The following is a 16,383-nucleotide window of genomic DNA, read 5'->3' on the forward strand; positions in this document are numbered from 1 at the left end:
AACTTGCGCCTTCTAACCAAAACAAGATAAAAATGAACGAAGTATATATCATCTCTGCGGTAAGAACTCCTATTGGAAGTTTTGGAGGCTCACTCTCAAGCCTTTCTGCGAGTACTTTGGGCGCTGCTGCAATCAAAGCTGCGGTTGAACGCGCAGGTATTAAAGCTGATCAGGTGCAGGAAGTATTTATGGGAAATGTTTTATCGGCAAATCTCGGACAGGCTCCTGCTACCCAGGCAGCAAAATTTGCGGGCTTACCTGATATACCGGCAACCACAATCAACAAAGTATGCGCATCAGGAACCAAGGCAATTATGATAGCTGCCCAGAGTATTGCATTGGGAGAGAATGATATTGTTATTGCCGGCGGAATGGAAAGCATGAGCAATGTGCCTTATTATCTGGATAAAGCAAGAAATGGCTATCGGCTGGGCAACGGACAGATCATTGACGGACTTGTAAAGGACGGCTTATGGGATGTTTATAATGATTATCACATGGGTTCTGCAGCAGAACTTTGCGCTACAGAATGTAATATCAGCCGTGAAGATCAGGATGCATTCACCATAGAATCATATAAACGATCGCAATCAGCACAGGCAAACAGCAAATTTAAAAATGAGATCGTAGCTGTTGAAATAAAGGACCGAAAAGGGGAAATAAGCCTGATTGAGCATGATGAAGAGATCAATGCCGTTAAATTTGACAAAATTCCTTCGCTAAAACCTGTATTTAAAAAGGATGGTACCGTAACAGCTGCAAATGCTTCCACTTTAAACGATGGTGCGGCGGCTCTGGTACTCATGAGTAAAGCAAAGGCCGATGAATTGGGACTTAAGCCCTTAGCTAGGATTATATCCTACGCAGATGCCCAGCAGGCTCCCGAATGGTTTACAACTACACCATCGAAAGCAATTCCTAAAGCACTGGAGCGTGCCGGAATCAAGGCTTCAGATGTAGATTTTTACGAGATCAATGAAGCATTTTCAGTGGTTTCAGTAGCAAATAACCGAATTCTTCAACTTGATCCTGCTAAAGTTAACGTAAATGGAGGTGCCGTTTCAATGGGACATCCGCTTGGAGCATCGGGTGCACGAATTGTGGTTACCTTGCTGAATGTTCTTAAGCAAAATGGCGGAAAGATTGGTGTTGCCGGCATCTGTAACGGAGGTGGTGGAGCAAGTGCGATCATCATCGAAAATATGCAATAAGAAATAATGAGAATTCTTTTTATAATTTTCGGTTTGTTAGTTTTTACTTCGGGCAAAGCTAAGGCTCAGCATTCTGATAGTAATAAAAACAATCAGACCATGCTGAATCTTCAGGATAGTCTGCAGATTCTAAGTTATAAAATGATCAATGACAGCATTGAACCTGAACGCTATAATGCCAATTATAAATTCATTAAAACCTTAGTCAATAGCTTAAAGACACCCTATTCTTTCAATTTTTCATTCGATTCACTAAAGACAATTTCAATTCAGTCATCTTCGGATAAAAGATTCAGGATCTTCAGCTGGCATGTGATGAATAATGATGGCAGCTACCGTTACTATGGCACCATACAAATGAATAACCCTGATGGTAAGCTGCAAATGTTTCCGCTGGTTGATTATACTCCTGCAATAAAAAACAGCGCTGACACTATCACTACATCTGATAAGTGGTATGGCGCTCAGTATTACCGTGTTATATCGGTTTTGAATAATGTTCAAACTCCTTATTATGTATTACTTGGCTGGAAAGGCAATACAGTCAGGTCAACTAAAAAAGTAATGGAAATCCTGTATTTCAAGGATGGTAAAGCCTATTTCGGGATGCCTGTATTCGACGGTGACAAAGAACAGCCCTTTAAAAAACGGGCAATCTTTGAGTACGACCGTCGCGCATCGATGGTGCTAAACTATGAGCCATCAATAAGTACAGTGGTTTTCGACCATCTCGCCCCACCTGATCCCAAATTAAAGGGAAGATTTGAACTCTATGGTCCTGATTTCTCATACGATGGTTACCGGCTTGTAAACTGCAGATGGAAATTTGTACAGGATCTGGAACTAAAAAATATGCCAACAGATCAGGATGATAATTTCAATGACCCGAAGAAAATGAAAGGTAATAGATAGTTGACAATTGATAGTCATTGTTGTCCGGTTAAAATTAAATTTTTAGTCAAATGTGCCATCTATGACTTTAAAATGAGAATTTATTATCGTTTTAAAAAGCATGCCCACCTGTTTTATCAAAATTATAGGATAAGCAAAATGAGGTTCAGCTTTCGCTGAATGACATGCACTTTTTTAGTATTTGAGAGATCCTGACCTTCGTCAGGATCGTAGTGCCTGAAAAGCCCTTTCATTAAAGATAGAAATTGATAGAAATCAGATTCCGGCGAAGGCCGTATTCTCCCTATTTCACCCCATGGGCTGTCACCAAAGGGAACCTCCTAAATCTTTAGGGAATTACATTTCAAGCTTTCACCGGACACTGGTGATTGATAGTTGACAATTAAACTCATAACTCGCACCAGATAACTGCTAACAGATAACAGGCAACAGATAACAGATAACAGATAACAGATAACTACGGCGATACCGCCTGCATCATCAATCCACAAACATAAGCACCGTAAGTACCAATTACATACCCGAATACCGCCAGCAATACTCCTACTGGTGCAAGGGAAGGGTGAAATGCACTGGCTATAACTGGAGCTGATGCCGGTCCGCCAATATTGGCCATACTACCAACCGCTGCAAAAAAGAAGGGTGTCTTTGTGATCTTGGCAGTAATCAATAAAAAAATCGCATGAATAAGTATCCAGACCAAGCCGATGAGCAGAATTCCCGGATTCCTGAAAATGGCCATCACATTCATTTGCATCCCAATAGTAGCAATCAGAACATATAAGAGAACACTCCCTATCCTGGATGCTCCCGCTCCTTCCAGATTTCTCATTTTTGTGAACGAGAGTATCATTCCCAATGTGGTAGCAATGATAACCAGCCAGAAAAAACCAGATGTAAGGCTGAAGGTACTTAAATAAGGTGCATTGATTGTAACCCAGGGCGCAATCGTATCAGCTCCAAGATGAGCAATACCGGTAACCCCGAAACCGATTCCAAGAATCATAAGAATATCTTCCATTTTTGGAATCCTCATAATACTTAATTGATAGGCTTCAATCTTATCCTTTATTTCAGTAACCGACTGATCATCAGCCTTTAAAAATTGGTTAATCTTATTATTCTTTCCTGCTCCATATAACAGGAGTGCCATCCATGTGTAACTAACAAATACGTCCAAAGCCACCATGGCTGAAAAAAGGTCTGTACTTGGCTTAAATATCTCAAACATAGCAGCCTGGTTAGCTCCCCCACCTATCCAGGTGCCGGCGACCGTACTCAATCCCCTCCAAACCGCATCCGCTCCTTCTCCACCAACTATTTCAGGTGCAAATAAAGAAACAATCAACACAGCTAATGGCCCACCGATTATTATACTGAATGAAGCTGTGATAAACATCAAACCGGCTTTCTTTCTTAATTTCCAAATTTCACTCAGATCAAGGCTTAGGGTAAATAAAACCAAACTGGCAGGTAAAAGATACCTGGAAGCCATTGCATATAATCCGGATGAAGTACCGGAAATAATACCCGCAGAATTTAGAATACCCGGCAGAAAATAACAGAGCAATATTGGAGGAATAACCGAATAAAGTTTTTTGAAGAATGTCAGACCACTTTGAGAAGACCAGAATACTAATCCCAGAATACTCATTAAAATCCCCAGAACAACGGCATCATTCGTAATTAATGGAATTTCTTTGATCATTGAAAGGGATTTTATTTAGTACAATTAATATAAGTGGGCAATTTTAGTAAATTTTAATTATAATTGAACTTTTTACTCCTTTTTAACCAATTAAAGAGTAAGACCTTATCCAATTATAAATTCTAAACAATCAATTATTTTATTAAAACGTATGGAAATACAGCAAAAACAGCTTTTTGGACACCCAAGAGGGTTATATGTACTGTTTCTTACCGAAATGTGGGAAAGGTTCAGTTTTTATGGAATGAGAGCCCTGCTCGTACTATTTCTTGTTTCATCAGTAAATGGTGAGAACCCCGGATTTGGTTGGACCAGTAGTGAAGCCTTAAAGCTTTATGGCATTTATACTTTCCTTGTCTATTTATCCTCTATCCCGGGGGGAATCCTGGCAGATAAATTGATTGGACAAAAAAAGGCCGTAATCCTTGGCGGTTTACTGCTGGTAGCCGGACACAGTATCCTTGCATTCCAGTCATTAATTACTTTTTACATAGGATTAGGGCTTATCATTGCTGGCGTGGGATGTTTAAAACCCAATATTTCGACCATGGTTGGGGGTCTGTACCCGAAAGGTGATGACCGTCGTGATAAGGGCTTTACAATTTTCTACATTGGTATAAATACCGGAGCCTTTTTAGCAGGTATCATTATTGGATATGTCGGTGAAACTATGGGCTGGCATTATGGTTTCGGACTTGCAGGAATAGGAATGGCATTCGGACTGATTATATTTATGCTTGGCCATAAGTATTTAAAGGGAGTTGGTGAAGCAACTACAGCATTATCAGCTGCTGATCAGGCAATTATCTCAAAACCGCTTACCAGTATTGAAAAAGACCGCGTAAAAGTAATGTTGCTTTCTTTCTTGATGATTATTGTATTCTGGGGTGCCTTTGAGCAGGCCGGGGGATTAATGAACCTCTATGCATCAGAAAAAACCAATCGCATGATTGAATTCCTGAACTGGACAGTCCCTGCGACCTGGTTTCAATCGGTAAACTCATTCTTCATAATCACTCTGGGCATTCCTGTAGCTGCATTCTGGTTTAACCGGAAAAGAAATGGCAAGGAAGCTTCCTCGATCTTCAAGATCGCAATCGGTGTGATCATTATGGGCTGGGGATTTTTATTCATGTCGGCAGCATCAGTTCAATATCAAAATGATGGCGCTTCAGCGATGTACTGGCTGGTTCTTGCCTACCTGTTCCACACCATTGGTGAACTTAGTGCCTCCCCTGTTGCATTATCCTTTATTACTAAACTTGCGCCAATGAAATATGCATCAATCATGATGGGTGTATTTTTCGCAGCTACCGGACTTGGTAATTACGTAGCCGGATGGGTCGGTGTATGGTCGCAAACAGCCGGCGAACTCGAAATATTTACCGGAATTGCCATTTTCTGCACACTTATCGGAGGTATTGTAATCGCCATTCTTAAGCCATTGAAAAGACTTGCCCATGGAGCTGAGGACTTTTCTAAGGAAACCATGGCCACAGCCAAAGCCGAATAGAGTTCTATTACAAGTATAAAATGAAGAGAGAGATACAGAAATATCTCTCTCTTCGTTTAAAGCAGTATATTCGCAAATCAAATCTGTATTCGTGTTATCAGACAGCATCGTCATAATTCCCACCTATAACGAGAAGGAAAATATTGAAAATATCATTCGGAAGGTATTTTCACTGCCTGATGTATTTCATATTCTGGTTGTTGACGACGGATCACCTGACGGTACTGCCGAAATTGTTAAAAATCTGCAGGAAGAATACGAAGGCATGATTCATATTGAAGAGCGGTCTGGCAAACTCGGGCTTGGGACTGCTTATATTCACGGCTTTAAATGGGCCCTTGAACGTAATTACGAATATATTTTTGAAATGGATGCAGATTTTTCGCACAATCCGGAAGACCTGATCCGTTTAAAAACTGCATGTATTGAAGGCGCTGACCTGGCTATTGGTTCAAGGTATATCAGAGGGGTGAATGTAGTAAACTGGCCAATGAGCAGAGTACTCATGTCCTATTTTGCCTCCGTGTACGTCAGGCTGATCACAAGAATCGATATTCAGGATGCAACCGCTGGTTTTAAATGCTACCGTCGTGTGGTGCTTGCAACCATACCTCTGGATAAAATCAAGTTTATCGGTTACGCGTTCCAGATTGAAATGAAATTTACTGCAATCAAATATGGTTTTAATGTAGTGGAAGTTCCGATTATCTTTACCGATCGTACTGAAGGCATCTCTAAAATGAGTACTAAGATATTCAGGGAAGCCTTTTTGGGCGTGATTCAGATCAAATTAAACAGCCTTTTCAGGAAGTATAAATAATCTGGCTTGAAACTGAATTTTAAGAATTTAAGGACATATGGTTTATATTTACTTCATATTTATCAATTCTTTTATGATATGTTACAACTAAAATGACCATGAAAACTTTTGGCAATTGGTGTTAAGTGTTAAGTATCAAGAGCCAGGAACCAGGACAAAATTTTGGTTCATTTTAGAATTTCTTATCAAGAATAAAGATATTAGCCGGAAATCTGAAAAAAATATCTATCATAAAACATAACCTATGAATGAACATCTTGACCCTGGAGAAGAGAACTTATCACCTGTAGAACGGGAGATCGAAAAGGTTCTGCGTCCCCAGGTCTTTGAAGATTTCACAGGTCAGCATAAAATTCTGGCGAACCTTCGTGTATTCGTTCAGGCGGCTAAACAACGTGGTGAAGCTCTGGATCATGTATTGCTACATGGCCCGCCCGGATTAGGAAAAACAACCCTGTCGCATATCATTGCTAATGAAATGGGTGTTAATATCCGCATCACCTCCGGACCTGTTCTGGATAAACCCGGGGATCTCGCCGGATTATTAACCAATCTTGAAGAAGGAGATATCCTCTTCATTGACGAAATCCACCGTTTAAGTCCGCTGGTAGAAGAATATCTCTACTCAGCAATGGAAGATTTCAAGATCGATATCATGCTCGAAACTGGCCCGAATGCCCGTTCCGTACAGATTTCATTAAATCCCTTTACTTTAGTTGGTGCTACGACCCGCTCAGGCCTGCTTACAGCACCTTTACGAGCCCGTTTCGGCATTAACAGTCGCTTAGAGTACTATGATGCCAAATTACTAACTACTATTGTCCAGCGTTCTGCGCAAATTCTAAAAACAGAAATTTCTGATGAAGGATCTTATGAAATTGCCCGCAGAAGTCGCGGTACACCCCGTATCGCCAATGCCTTATTACGCCGTACCAGAGATTTCGCACAGATAAAGGGTACAGGAAATATCGATACTGATATTGCAAAATATGCCCTGAATGCTCTTAATGTGGACGAGCATGGTCTTGATGAAATGGATAATAAGATTCTGCTGACTATTATCGATAAATTCAAAGGCGGACCGGTAGGTCTCAAAACCATTGCTACTGCGGTTGGTGAAGAAGAAGGAACCATTGAGGAAGTATACGAGCCTTTTCTGATCCAGGAGGGCTATATTATGCGTACTTCAAGAGGCAGGGAATGTACAGAGGCAGCCTATAAACATTTGGGCAGGATAAAAACAGGAGGCAGCAACACCTTGTTTTGATACGATTATTGATTTATATTTAAGAATAAATATAAATCAATATGGATCAGAAAATCATTAATCTTTACGACGAATACACTCATAAGCCCTTAAGCCGAAAGTCGTTTATGAACCGCCTGGTAAAGCTCACAGGGAGTGCTGCTATGGCTATGACGGCGCTTTCTGTACTGGAAGTTGGCTATGCAAATGCAGAAACTGTTTCTGAGCAAGATGAAGACCTGATACTTGAAGATATTTCCTATCCCGGGGATGATTGCACCATGAAGGGGTATCTTGCCCGTCCTAAAGGAAGGGGGAAATTTGGAAGTGTAGTAGTAATACATGAAAATCGTGGCTTAAACCCTCATATAAAAGATATAGCACGACGTGTTGCTAAGGCAGGTTTTATTGCCCTTGCACCGGATGCCCTATCCCCTTTTGGCGGAACACCTGCAAATACCGACGATGCCCGCGGTATGTTCAGTAAGATAGATGCATCAAAAAACCTGAACAATTTCCTGAACGCACTGGACTATCTGAAATCTAGAAAAGAAAGTAATGGTAAAACTGCTTGTGTAGGATTCTGCTGGGGTGGTAGAATGACTAATTTCCTTGCGGTAAATTCAGCATCCCTGAATGCAGCTGTTGCTTATTATGGCGGACAACCTGATGCAGGAGATGTTCCAAAAATAAAAGCAAAATTAATGCTGCATTATGCAGGGATGGATGAGCGTGTCAATGCGGGAATTCCTGCTTACGAAGCCGCATTAAAAGCATCAGGTGTTGATTACCAGCTTTATATTTATGATGGAGTTCAGCATGCCTTCAATAATGATACTGGTGGCGAACGTTATAATGCTGAAGCTGCTAAACTTGCCTGGGGCAGAACGCTGGAACTTTTCAATAAAGCAATCAACTAAAAAAAAGGGGCTGATCCGAATGGAGAGCCCCTTTTTTAGGATTATAATTGATCTTAGTATAAAGTAAATTCTACTCTTCTGTTGTCCTGACGACCTTTGGTAGTCTTATTAGTTGAGATCGGCTGGCTTTCACCATAACCTATTGCTTCAATACGTGAAGAACTAGCTCCCTGACTTACCAGGTAAGATTTCACTGATTCAGCACGGTCTTTTGACAATTTCAAATTTGCTGCATCGCTACCTACATTATCTGTATGGCCTGCTAATTTAAGACTAAAATCTTTAGATTTTAATAAATCAGCAACTCTGTTCAAGGTTGGATATGACGTTGAACGTAAAGTTGATTTTGCAAAATCAAATTCAAGATTACGAATAGCATCGGCAACAATCCTTCTGTCTTCTTCGGTTACTACAACACGAACAGGATTAACAACAGTTGTTGTTGAAGTTACTTTAATTTCACAACCTGCACCATCAACCTGTATTCCTACTGGTGTGTTCGGGCATTTATCAAAGTAATCAGAAACACCATCCTTATCGCTATCATTTAAAAAGCGCATTCTTTCCTTATTCATCTCTTCCATATGTGCTGCATGCTTAGCTCTGTCTGCATCAAGGCTTGCCTGAAGTGCTGCATTTCTGGTGATATAATCATCCTGTAACGCCGCAACCGGATTATAGCTGGACAATGGAGTTTTTGATTTGCTTCCTAAATTAAATTCCAATCCGATATGAGAATAAGAAAATTTATCGTTTTGTGGTCCTGCACGATATCCATCAAGGTTATCGCCATCAACAAAATTCATGGTGTAACCCATATCCAGATTAATAGCATTAGATAAACCGAACTTTATTCCAAGTCCAACAGGTAAATAAGCTTCTTTAACATTCTCACCAGCATTAAATTTGGCTTCAACTCCGGCTTTAGTTTTAGTAGTTGGCTTATAACCCATAATACCATATCCTGCGGTCATGTAAGGTCTAATGACATTCACACGATTCATCCAGTAAATATTTGCAAGAGTTAAGTTAGCACTCAAACTAGCTGCATAGGAAACTTTGGTCTCGTATGAATCAAACGCACTTACAGGAGGCAAACCATTACCCCAATTTCTGCTATTATCAGCCTTAAGTTTTCCGGCTAAAAAGTCGGCCTGAATTCCTAATGCCGGTAAAATTTGATTTTTCAAAGTAGCACCATATCCGACATCGGCTTTCCAGTTTGTAAAATCATTCATTCCATTGATAACCGTAGGAGCAAGGATACCAGCATGGATACCAAAAGACCATGTATTAAATGCTGATGAAGGAGCGAACAGCTTGGGACTCTCAGGTTTCTCCTGAGCATTTGCTCCGGCAGTAACAATTAAGCTGAGTGCCAGTGCTGATAGTTTTAGAAAATGTGTTTTCATAATTTATGATTAATTTAACAGCTTAATGCAAATGCTATACCATAAAGTCAACTAACGCCATTATTAGAGCCGTATGCTGATTCTGAACCAGGAAGCACGTATTCTTATTCCTATCTTTGAACTAAATAATGGTCAGTAGTTCACGATATTCAAAATTCATAAAGACTGAAGCCCTTAAACTGGGATTTCAGTTTTGCGGCATTTCTAAAGCCGGATTTCTGGAAGAAGAGGCTCCAAGACTTGAAAACTGGCTAAAAAGTGGGTACCATGGCGAAATGAGCTATATGGAGAACCATTTTGATAAGCGCTTGGATCCGCGAAAGCTTGTAGATGGTGCCCGTTCGATCATTTCCCTGTCCCTAAATTACTATACTGATCAACAACAGGAAGATGAAAGTGCGCCAAAGATCAGCAAATACGCTTATGGTAAGGACTATCATTTTGTGATAAAAGATAAGCTGAAGCTTCTGATGGAAGCTATCAGAGGTAATATTGGAGAGGTAAACGGCCGGGCATTTGTAGATTCGGCACCTGTTCTGGACAAGGTTTGGGCAAAAAAAGCAGGAATCGGCTGGGTCGGAAAACATAGTAACCTGATCAATAAGAATACCGGCTCATTTTTCTTTCTGGCTGAATTAATTACTGACCTTGATCTGGAATACGATATAATTCCAACAAAAGATCATTGCGGAACCTGTACCCGTTGCATAGATGCATGTCCTACTGAAGCTATTGTGGCTCCATACATGGTCGATGGAAGCCGCTGCATCTCTTACCTGACTATAGAGCTAAAAAGTGAATTACCTCCGGAATTCAGTATAAAAATGAAAAACTGGATGTTCGGCTGTGACATTTGTCAGGATGTTTGCCCCTGGAATAAATTTTCTTTACTAAATACTGAGCAGAATTTCAGTCCGCATAAGGACCTTCTCGGACTTAAACAGGCAGAGTGGCATGAACTTACCGAAGAAACTTTTAACAAAGTATTCAAAAACTCTGCGGTTAAAAGAACAAAGTATAGCGGATTAAAACGGAATATTGATTTTCTGAAACCACTTTAAGGCTTATTTCTATCAAAAAAATTGGAAAATAAGTCAACTCATCACATTTATCCCCTATCCCATCACATTTATTAGCGGAGCAGTAATAGCAACTGTATCATTGTTTCATAATTCATTACAGAAAATGATAAATAAAAATATACAAATGAAAAGTATAATTAAAAACCCTTCAGATATTAATAGAATAGAATTCTGGGCTGCAACTACCATGTTCGTATTCTCAATATTCTTTCTCGTTTCAGGAGCTATAAACAATAACTGGGAGCCGGGAAAATATGAATTCGATGAAGCTCATCAGCACTATTCATATTTCAGTAACCATTTTTTACCAATGTTATGCAGATACCTTAGCTTTTATGCCAGTTATTGCCTGCTCACCTTTGTGATCATACCACCCCTCGGCAGAAAAGAAAACATCACACTGAATATCATATTCACGCTGATTATATTTTACCTGATCAGCGTTGTACTTGCCATTACTGATACCTGGACTCAGGGGTATCTTTTCGATAAATATTCAGAAGATGAGCTTTATTCAAAGCTCTTTCAGGAAGCAGCCATCTATTCTTTCTGGTTGTTGATGATGTTTGCCCTGTATAACATCATAAAGTTCCTTGCGATCTACCTTCTGGAAAACTCAGATCTGATCCAATCAAAATACAGGGTAATCACCCGCGACGGAATATTTGCATTTATTTTCTGGATGATAGCATTGTTCCTTTTATTGATTGGTCAGAGTGATGCAGAAGTTGTCGTAGGTATTGCCACATGTTCACTTGCTGGGATATTTTTGTACTGCTATTCGATGTATGCCTTATTACCGGATATCTACAAGAAATCGAAGCCATTTAAAACTTATCTGAAAAAAATTTTCCTTTTAGTTTTACTCAGTACTATACCCATCTTCACAATACTGCTTGTTCTGATTCCACATCATCATGGTGAAATAGCTTTTGTAGCTGCATTATTTAATATCGGATTTCAACTTTTATTTACAGCACCACTGGCCTGGTATGTTTACAAGCATAGAACCACAGTAGATTATGAAATTAAAGGACTTCAGACCGCATTAGGGCGTTCAACAGCCGACCTGAACTTCCTTCGCTCCCAGATCAATCCTCATTTCCTTTTCAATGTGCTGAATACTCTCTATGGAACCGCACTTCAGGAAAATGCGGAACGAACTTCTGAGGGTATTCAGAAACTTGGTGATATGATGCGCTTTATGCTGAGGGAAAACCTTCAGGAGAAAATTTCTCTAACAAGGGAAATAGAATACCTGAATAATTATATCGGACTTCAGACCCTGCGTACCCAGTCATCCCCTGATATACAGATTCATACAGAAATCGAGGAGCATACAGGCATACTGCAAATCGCACCGATGCTGCTCATCCCTTTTATTGAAAATGCATTTAAACATGGCATCAGTCTGAAGGAGCCTTCAAACATTCGTATCAGTCTGGTTTGTAAAGACAAAACCCTCTATTTCGATATTTCTAACAGTATCCATCCAAAATCTATAAATGATCCGGAAAAGGACAATAATGGTATAGGCCTGAATAATGTGCAGCAAAGACTTAGGCTAATATATTCAGGAAAACATGAGCTATCTATCCGCGAAAGCGGGAAAGAATTTTTTGTTCACCTAACTATTCAACTGGACTAATTCAGAAAAAATGAAAAGTTTATTGTGCATACTGCTCTTTAGCCTCATATTCAATGCCTGCTGCGAAAGTTTATGTGATGAACCCGGTTCAGAGGAAATCAACAAGGCCGAAAATCCCAAAATGATTGACCACCAGCCAAATAAAAAACATGCTATAACAGAAAGCAAATGTCATTTATTGAATGAATGGCTAAATCGAAAAAGCATGGGTCATTTTCTAAAAAATCATATTTCATTGGAATCAGGAATCAGCTGTATCAATGAAAAAACTCTTTTTAATGATACATTTATACCATGAATGCCATTGCACTTGACGATGAACCATTAGCACTTGAAGTAGTGCGCAGTCATGCTTCAAAAGTTTCTTTTCTGAACCTGAAGGCCGAATTTACCGATGCTTTTAAAGCTATGGAGTATATTCAGAAGGAAAATATTGACCTGATATTTCTGGATATTAAAATGCCAGATATTTCGGGTATCGATTTCATGAACAGCCTCAATAAAAAGCCGATGGTAATCTTCACAACCGCTTATTCTGAACACGCGGTTACCAGCTTTGAACTGGATGCTATCGATTACCTTCTCAAACCATTCTCATTGAGCCGCTTTGTAAAGGGATGTAATAAAGCATATGAACTGTTCCAATTGAGAAATAAAAGTGGCAGCGCTGATTTCATTTTTCTAAAAACAGGATATGAGCAGGAAAAAGTACATTTTGACGATATACTATACCTGGAAGCCGCTGGAAATTATGTCAATTTTGTTCTGAAAAATAAAAGTCTGCTTTCGCGAATGACCTTCGCCGAACTTGAAGTGATCCTGCCAAAGAATAAATTTATCAGAGTCCATCGCTCCTACATGGCCGCTGTGACTGCAATAAACAGAATTGAAAGACATCAGATTCATATAAATGACCTTCAAATCCCTGTAAGTGAATCGTATATGTCAAATCTGAGTAGTTTGGATAAGAGATAAGGCTTTTCTTAGATTTATAATATGAAATATGTCCTGCTCCTGTTTATTTCTATTTGTACTATCGACTGCTATTCGCAGCATCTGAAATTAAAAAAGCGTGTATCTAATGCATTAAATGGCTCTGATTTCTCAAGGAGCATCAGAGATAGTTCTTTAAGCCTTGAGGACCGTGAAAGTATTATATTTAATGAGATCCGATCCGGTAATATTCCCCGCTTTTATAGAAAACTTTCAGTGATCAGGGATACAGCAATGATTATAGGACAATTACAAACGATCAGGTATTATGTTCTGCCTGATTTTCTGGCGATTGGTTCTGATTCTGATTATTTTTATTGTCCGATGCGACCTCAGTTAGCTCAGAAAGTTGCTGATTTTCTCGACTGCAGTCTGCCAACAAGAAAGATCTCCGACAGAATTTACCATACTGCAAAGGTAAAAATGATGCCCCAGCCAATCCCTCCTTCCAAAGCAATGATCACTGTTCCGGTATTTGAAAGGCATACCAGGATGGTACAGCAGCAAAGGGAACAATCAATAAAGCAATTTCCATTGGGAAGTCTGGTAGCTGGAAATAAGAAAGATGTTGTAATCTCAAATATGATTTTCAATTCCAAAAATCAACTCAGAGTTGCAATTTATGGCTGGCATAAACCCGATGGAAAAGCCATTCAACCCCTGCATAATGGACATACAACTGACCATGTGGATTACAGCCACGGTATACGACTGGTTCAGAATAAGTTATGGATTAATGGAAAGAAATCTACACTGCGTGCCATACTTGGATCGGAAACATTACACCCGCTGCTAAGCGATGAAGGAATGATTAGTAAGGCGTATTACCCGGTAGAATAGATGTTGCCGGTTATATACCAATTACGAATTATTAATTACGAATTACGGACTATCTCATTGTCAACTGTCCATTGTCAACTGTCAATTACTTCCCAAATTTCATCTTCAGCTGCTCCAAATGATCATTTGTGATTGGTTTAGCTTCTTCCTTAGGTTTTGGGGGAGTACTTTGATCGGCCTGCGGGGCAGCCGCCGCAGTCTGCCGCTCAGTTCTTAACTGTTCTTTTTTTGCATTAAAACGATTCCATATTTTTTCGAGACAACGCTTGGTATACAATGGAAAATCACCATTCAGCATCCAGTTATAATAACTAGGTTCTGATTGAAATACATCTTCAACAGGACGGCCTTTATGCTTTCCAAAATTAATTACCTCCACCCCATCTTCATTATAAACCATTCTGGCAGCGAAATCTACCGGTTTGTTCAGATTTGTGAATGCATGAAGTGCTTCGATATTGTTTTGAACGGGTTTTGAAACTGTACCCTTTTTATCCTCCCAGCTCTGATTTTCATAACGTTCAATCTGGGCTTTCAGAACTTCATAGGTAGCTTTAATATCCGCTTCCGCTGAATGTGCATTTTCAATATCTTTACCGCAATAGAACTTATACGCGGCCTTTAAAGTACGCTGCTCCATCTGATGAAATATATTCTGAACATCAACAAAGTGCCTGTTTTCAATGTCAAAATCAATACCGGCACGCAGAAACTCCTCCATTAATACCGGAATATCAAAGCGGTTGGAATTGTATCCTGCAAGGTCGCAATCATCCAGAAAACGGGCCAGTTCCTCTCCTGCCTGCTTGAAAGTACGCTCATGACGGATATCCTCATCATAAATACCGTGAATCAGTGATGACTCAAGGGGAATTGGAATTCCCGGATTGATACGCAGGGTTTTTACATCTTCCGTTCCATCAGGCATTGCTTTCAGGATAGAGATTTCAACTATGCGGTCGGAAGCAACATTTACGCCGGTTGTTTCAAGATCAAAAAAGGCAAGCGGACGTTTGAGGTTTAATTTCATGTGATTAACTAAAGATTATGATGCCTGCCAGAATACCTAGAACCATTATCATGTACATCAGAATCTCTGTGGTAGCAAAGCGCTTATATTTCTTCCAGAATGTATAGTCGCCTTTTTCTGTGCTCATAAATAGGTCCGGGATTATTATTGTCCAAAATTACTGATAAAAACAGATAATCAATGAAAGAATTGAGCCTATGGTTTGACACTACCAGCCCTTGTAAAATATTTATAATACCATGGATCTTTTAAATCACTGATTATTACCCCTTTCGAGGTAGAAGCATGAACAAATTTATTATTGTGAAGATAAACCCCAACATGGCTAAACTTTTGACCGTCGAAATCAAAGAAAACCAGATCACCCTCCTCCAGATCATGCTCATATTTTCGCTTCACTTTATCTGCCATTGTACGGGCAGTACGGGGTAGATCTTTGTCATAAACCTCTTTTTCAAGCAGAAAAGTGAACCCGGAGCAATCAACACCCCTTTTATCCATTCCTCCCGAACGGTGAGGCACTCCTATCCAGCTGTCAATAAAACGGTATAGTTTCTCATTATTAAGCTCCTTTTCTTTTACATTCAAGAGGGATGCATAACGCTCCTTTATACTTCCAGAAGATATTGCATTTGATTTTGAGGCATCGGTAATGATCTTTTTGCTTTTACAGGAGGTATAGATAAGCGGTGTAAAAATAACTAAATACAAAAAAACAATTGATCTGACTCTTATCATCATGATTCAAAGTTCAGTGATAGAATAGTTGACAGTATATAACTTTTATAAACACCTGTTGATAAACGCAGAATTCAGATTAATTTAATGAGTATAATTTAACCTGAGCTCGATATAAGGAAGGTTAAAATAATACCGTTACAATTGGTTAGTTAAGGCTCTGGAATCACAATAATTAGGTATTGGAAATCAATACCTGTATGTTATAGGCTGGTTCAGCCCTTTCCTCCGGTTAGTTCCGGCAAGAAATCGCGTTCTGATGCAAATTACCATTAGCCGGAAGCTACCTCCTCCGGCAAGGTTTATTTTA

Annotated in this window: 16 protein-coding genes; 11 read left to right on the top strand and 5 right to left on the bottom strand. The window is 39.6% G+C overall.

Features of this window, described 5'->3' with window-relative positions; all coding sequences use genetic code 11:
* The first annotated feature begins 32 nt into the window (after window positions 1-32).
* The gene (locus Q8M41_RS07380; protein ID WP_305364608.1) at window positions 33-1,211 is read left to right on the top strand and encodes an acetyl-CoA C-acyltransferase; all 1,179 of its coding nucleotides are present in this window, start codon (window positions 33-35) and stop codon (window positions 1,209-1,211) included.
* Between the two features lie 6 nt (window positions 1,212-1,217).
* The gene (locus tag Q8M41_RS07385) at window positions 1,218-2,123 is read left to right on the top strand and encodes a hypothetical protein (RefSeq protein WP_305364609.1); all 906 of its coding nucleotides are present in this window, start codon (window positions 1,218-1,220) and stop codon (window positions 2,121-2,123) included.
* Window positions 2,124-2,580: 457 nt separating this feature from the next.
* Here the strand turns inward: Q8M41_RS07385 and Q8M41_RS07390 are convergent, their stop codons facing one another.
* Window positions 2,581-3,831: a DUF819 domain-containing protein gene (locus Q8M41_RS07390; protein WP_305364610.1), complete on the bottom strand. Its 1,251-nt coding sequence runs from the start codon at window positions 3,829-3,831 to the stop codon at window positions 2,581-2,583.
* Between the two features lie 151 nt (window positions 3,832-3,982).
* On the opposite strand from Q8M41_RS07390, the gene Q8M41_RS07395 reads away from it, so the two are divergent.
* The 4 genes from Q8M41_RS07395 (at window position 3,983) to Q8M41_RS07410 (ending at window position 8,330) form a co-directional block, all read left to right on the top strand.
* Window positions 3,983-5,344 carry a peptide MFS transporter gene (locus Q8M41_RS07395; protein WP_305364611.1) on the top strand — a complete coding sequence of 454 codons (1,362 nt, stop codon included), beginning with the start codon at window positions 3,983-3,985 and terminating at the stop codon, window positions 5,342-5,344.
* A 91-nt stretch (window positions 5,345-5,435) separates the two neighbouring features.
* Window positions 5,436-6,164: a polyprenol monophosphomannose synthase gene (locus tag Q8M41_RS07400; protein WP_305364612.1), complete on the top strand. Its 729-nt coding sequence runs from the start codon at window positions 5,436-5,438 to the stop codon at window positions 6,162-6,164.
* Window positions 6,165-6,408: 244 nt separating this feature from the next.
* Entirely contained in the window at window positions 6,409-7,431 is a 1,023-nt protein-coding gene (gene ruvB, locus Q8M41_RS07405) for a Holliday junction branch migration DNA helicase RuvB (RefSeq protein ID WP_305364613.1), read from the top strand.
* A 41-nt stretch (window positions 7,432-7,472) separates the two neighbouring features.
* Window positions 7,473-8,330: a dienelactone hydrolase family protein gene (locus Q8M41_RS07410; protein ID WP_305364614.1), complete on the top strand. Its 858-nt coding sequence runs from the start codon at window positions 7,473-7,475 to the stop codon at window positions 8,328-8,330.
* A gap of 53 nt (window positions 8,331-8,383) precedes the next feature.
* On the opposite strand, the gene Q8M41_RS07415 is transcribed toward Q8M41_RS07410, so the two are convergent.
* Complete coding sequence (locus Q8M41_RS07415) at window positions 8,384-9,742, bottom strand: OmpA family protein (RefSeq protein WP_305364615.1); 1,359 nt, start codon at window positions 9,740-9,742, stop codon at window positions 8,384-8,386.
* 128 nt (window positions 9,743-9,870) lie between these two features.
* Between Q8M41_RS07415 and queG the strand changes: the two genes are divergently transcribed.
* The 5 genes from queG (at window position 9,871) to Q8M41_RS07440 (ending at window position 14,305) form a co-directional block, all read left to right on the top strand.
* Window positions 9,871-10,803 carry a tRNA epoxyqueuosine(34) reductase QueG gene (queG, locus tag Q8M41_RS07420; RefSeq protein WP_305364616.1) on the top strand — a complete coding sequence of 311 codons (933 nt, stop codon included), beginning with the start codon at window positions 9,871-9,873 and terminating at the stop codon, window positions 10,801-10,803.
* A gap of 145 nt (window positions 10,804-10,948) precedes the next feature.
* Window positions 10,949-12,472 carry a sensor histidine kinase gene (locus tag Q8M41_RS07425; RefSeq protein WP_305364617.1) on the top strand — a complete coding sequence of 508 codons (1,524 nt, stop codon included), beginning with the start codon at window positions 10,949-10,951 and terminating at the stop codon, window positions 12,470-12,472.
* A 10-nt stretch (window positions 12,473-12,482) separates the two neighbouring features.
* A complete protein-coding gene (locus Q8M41_RS07430; RefSeq protein WP_305364618.1) occupies window positions 12,483-12,770 on the top strand; it encodes a hypothetical protein in 288 nt (95 codons plus the stop codon).
* On the top strand, window positions 12,767-13,447 hold the full coding sequence (locus tag Q8M41_RS07435; protein WP_305364619.1) for a LytTR family DNA-binding domain-containing protein: 681 nt from the start codon (window positions 12,767-12,769) through the stop codon (window positions 13,445-13,447). Before Q8M41_RS07430 ends, Q8M41_RS07435 begins: the two co-directional genes overlap by 4 nt.
* Window positions 13,448-13,468: 21 nt before the next feature.
* Window positions 13,469-14,305, top strand: coding sequence for a hypothetical protein (locus Q8M41_RS07440; RefSeq protein ID WP_305364620.1), 837 nt, complete (start codon window positions 13,469-13,471; stop codon window positions 14,303-14,305).
* A gap of 85 nt (window positions 14,306-14,390) precedes the next feature.
* Here the strand turns inward: Q8M41_RS07440 and Q8M41_RS07445 are convergent, their stop codons facing one another.
* The 3 genes from Q8M41_RS07445 to Q8M41_RS07455 form a co-directional block, all read right to left on the bottom strand.
* On the bottom strand, window positions 14,391-15,335 hold the full coding sequence (locus tag Q8M41_RS07445; protein WP_305364621.1) for a 3'-5' exonuclease: 945 nt from the start codon (window positions 15,333-15,335) through the stop codon (window positions 14,391-14,393).
* A 4-nt stretch (window positions 15,336-15,339) separates the two neighbouring features.
* Complete coding sequence (locus Q8M41_RS07450) at window positions 15,340-15,462, bottom strand: hypothetical protein (protein WP_305364622.1); 123 nt, start codon at window positions 15,460-15,462, stop codon at window positions 15,340-15,342.
* Window positions 15,463-15,530: 68 nt separating this feature from the next.
* Window positions 15,531-16,076: a C40 family peptidase gene (locus tag Q8M41_RS07455; RefSeq protein ID WP_305364623.1), complete on the bottom strand. Its 546-nt coding sequence runs from the start codon at window positions 16,074-16,076 to the stop codon at window positions 15,531-15,533.
* Window positions 16,077-16,383: the final 307 nt, after the last annotated feature.

It is taken from the genome of Daejeonella sp. (assembly GCF_030684675.1).
Lineage (GTDB): Bacteria > Bacteroidota > Bacteroidia > Sphingobacteriales > Sphingobacteriaceae > Daejeonella.

Excerpts from the sequence above, each read along its gene's own strand:
- Q8M41_RS07385 (WP_305364609.1), top strand. The coding sequence starts at position 1,218 with ATGAGAATTCTTTTTATAATTTTCGGTTTGTTAGTTTTTACTTCGGGC.
- Q8M41_RS07390 (WP_305364610.1), bottom strand. The coding sequence starts at position 3,831 with ATGATCAAAGAAATTCCATTAATTACGAATGATGCCGTTGTTCTGGGG.
- Q8M41_RS07415 (WP_305364615.1), bottom strand. The coding sequence starts at position 9,742 with ATGAAAACACATTTTCTAAAACTATCAGCACTGGCACTCAGCTTAATT.
- Q8M41_RS07395 (WP_305364611.1), top strand. The coding sequence starts at position 3,983 with ATGGAAATACAGCAAAAACAGCTTTTTGGACACCCAAGAGGGTTATAT.
- Q8M41_RS07450 (WP_305364622.1), bottom strand. The coding sequence starts at position 15,462 with ATGAGCACAGAAAAAGGCGACTATACATTCTGGAAGAAATATAAGCGC.
- ruvB (WP_305364613.1), top strand. The coding sequence starts at position 6,409 with ATGAATGAACATCTTGACCCTGGAGAAGAGAACTTATCACCTGTAGAA.
- Q8M41_RS07430 (WP_305364618.1), top strand. The coding sequence starts at position 12,483 with ATGAAAAGTTTATTGTGCATACTGCTCTTTAGCCTCATATTCAATGCC.
- Q8M41_RS07425 (WP_305364617.1), top strand. The coding sequence starts at position 10,949 with ATGAAAAGTATAATTAAAAACCCTTCAGATATTAATAGAATAGAATTC.
- Q8M41_RS07445 (WP_305364621.1), bottom strand. The coding sequence starts at position 15,335 with ATGAAATTAAACCTCAAACGTCCGCTTGCCTTTTTTGATCTTGAAACA.
- Q8M41_RS07440 (WP_305364620.1), top strand. The coding sequence starts at position 13,469 with ATGAAATATGTCCTGCTCCTGTTTATTTCTATTTGTACTATCGACTGC.
- queG (WP_305364616.1), top strand. The coding sequence starts at position 9,871 with ATGGTCAGTAGTTCACGATATTCAAAATTCATAAAGACTGAAGCCCTT.
- Q8M41_RS07380 (WP_305364608.1), top strand. The coding sequence starts at position 33 with ATGAACGAAGTATATATCATCTCTGCGGTAAGAACTCCTATTGGAAGT.
- Q8M41_RS07435 (WP_305364619.1), top strand. The coding sequence starts at position 12,767 with ATGAATGCCATTGCACTTGACGATGAACCATTAGCACTTGAAGTAGTG.
- Q8M41_RS07410 (WP_305364614.1), top strand. The coding sequence starts at position 7,473 with ATGGATCAGAAAATCATTAATCTTTACGACGAATACACTCATAAGCCC.
- Q8M41_RS07455 (WP_305364623.1), bottom strand. The coding sequence starts at position 16,076 with ATGATGATAAGAGTCAGATCAATTGTTTTTTTGTATTTAGTTATTTTT.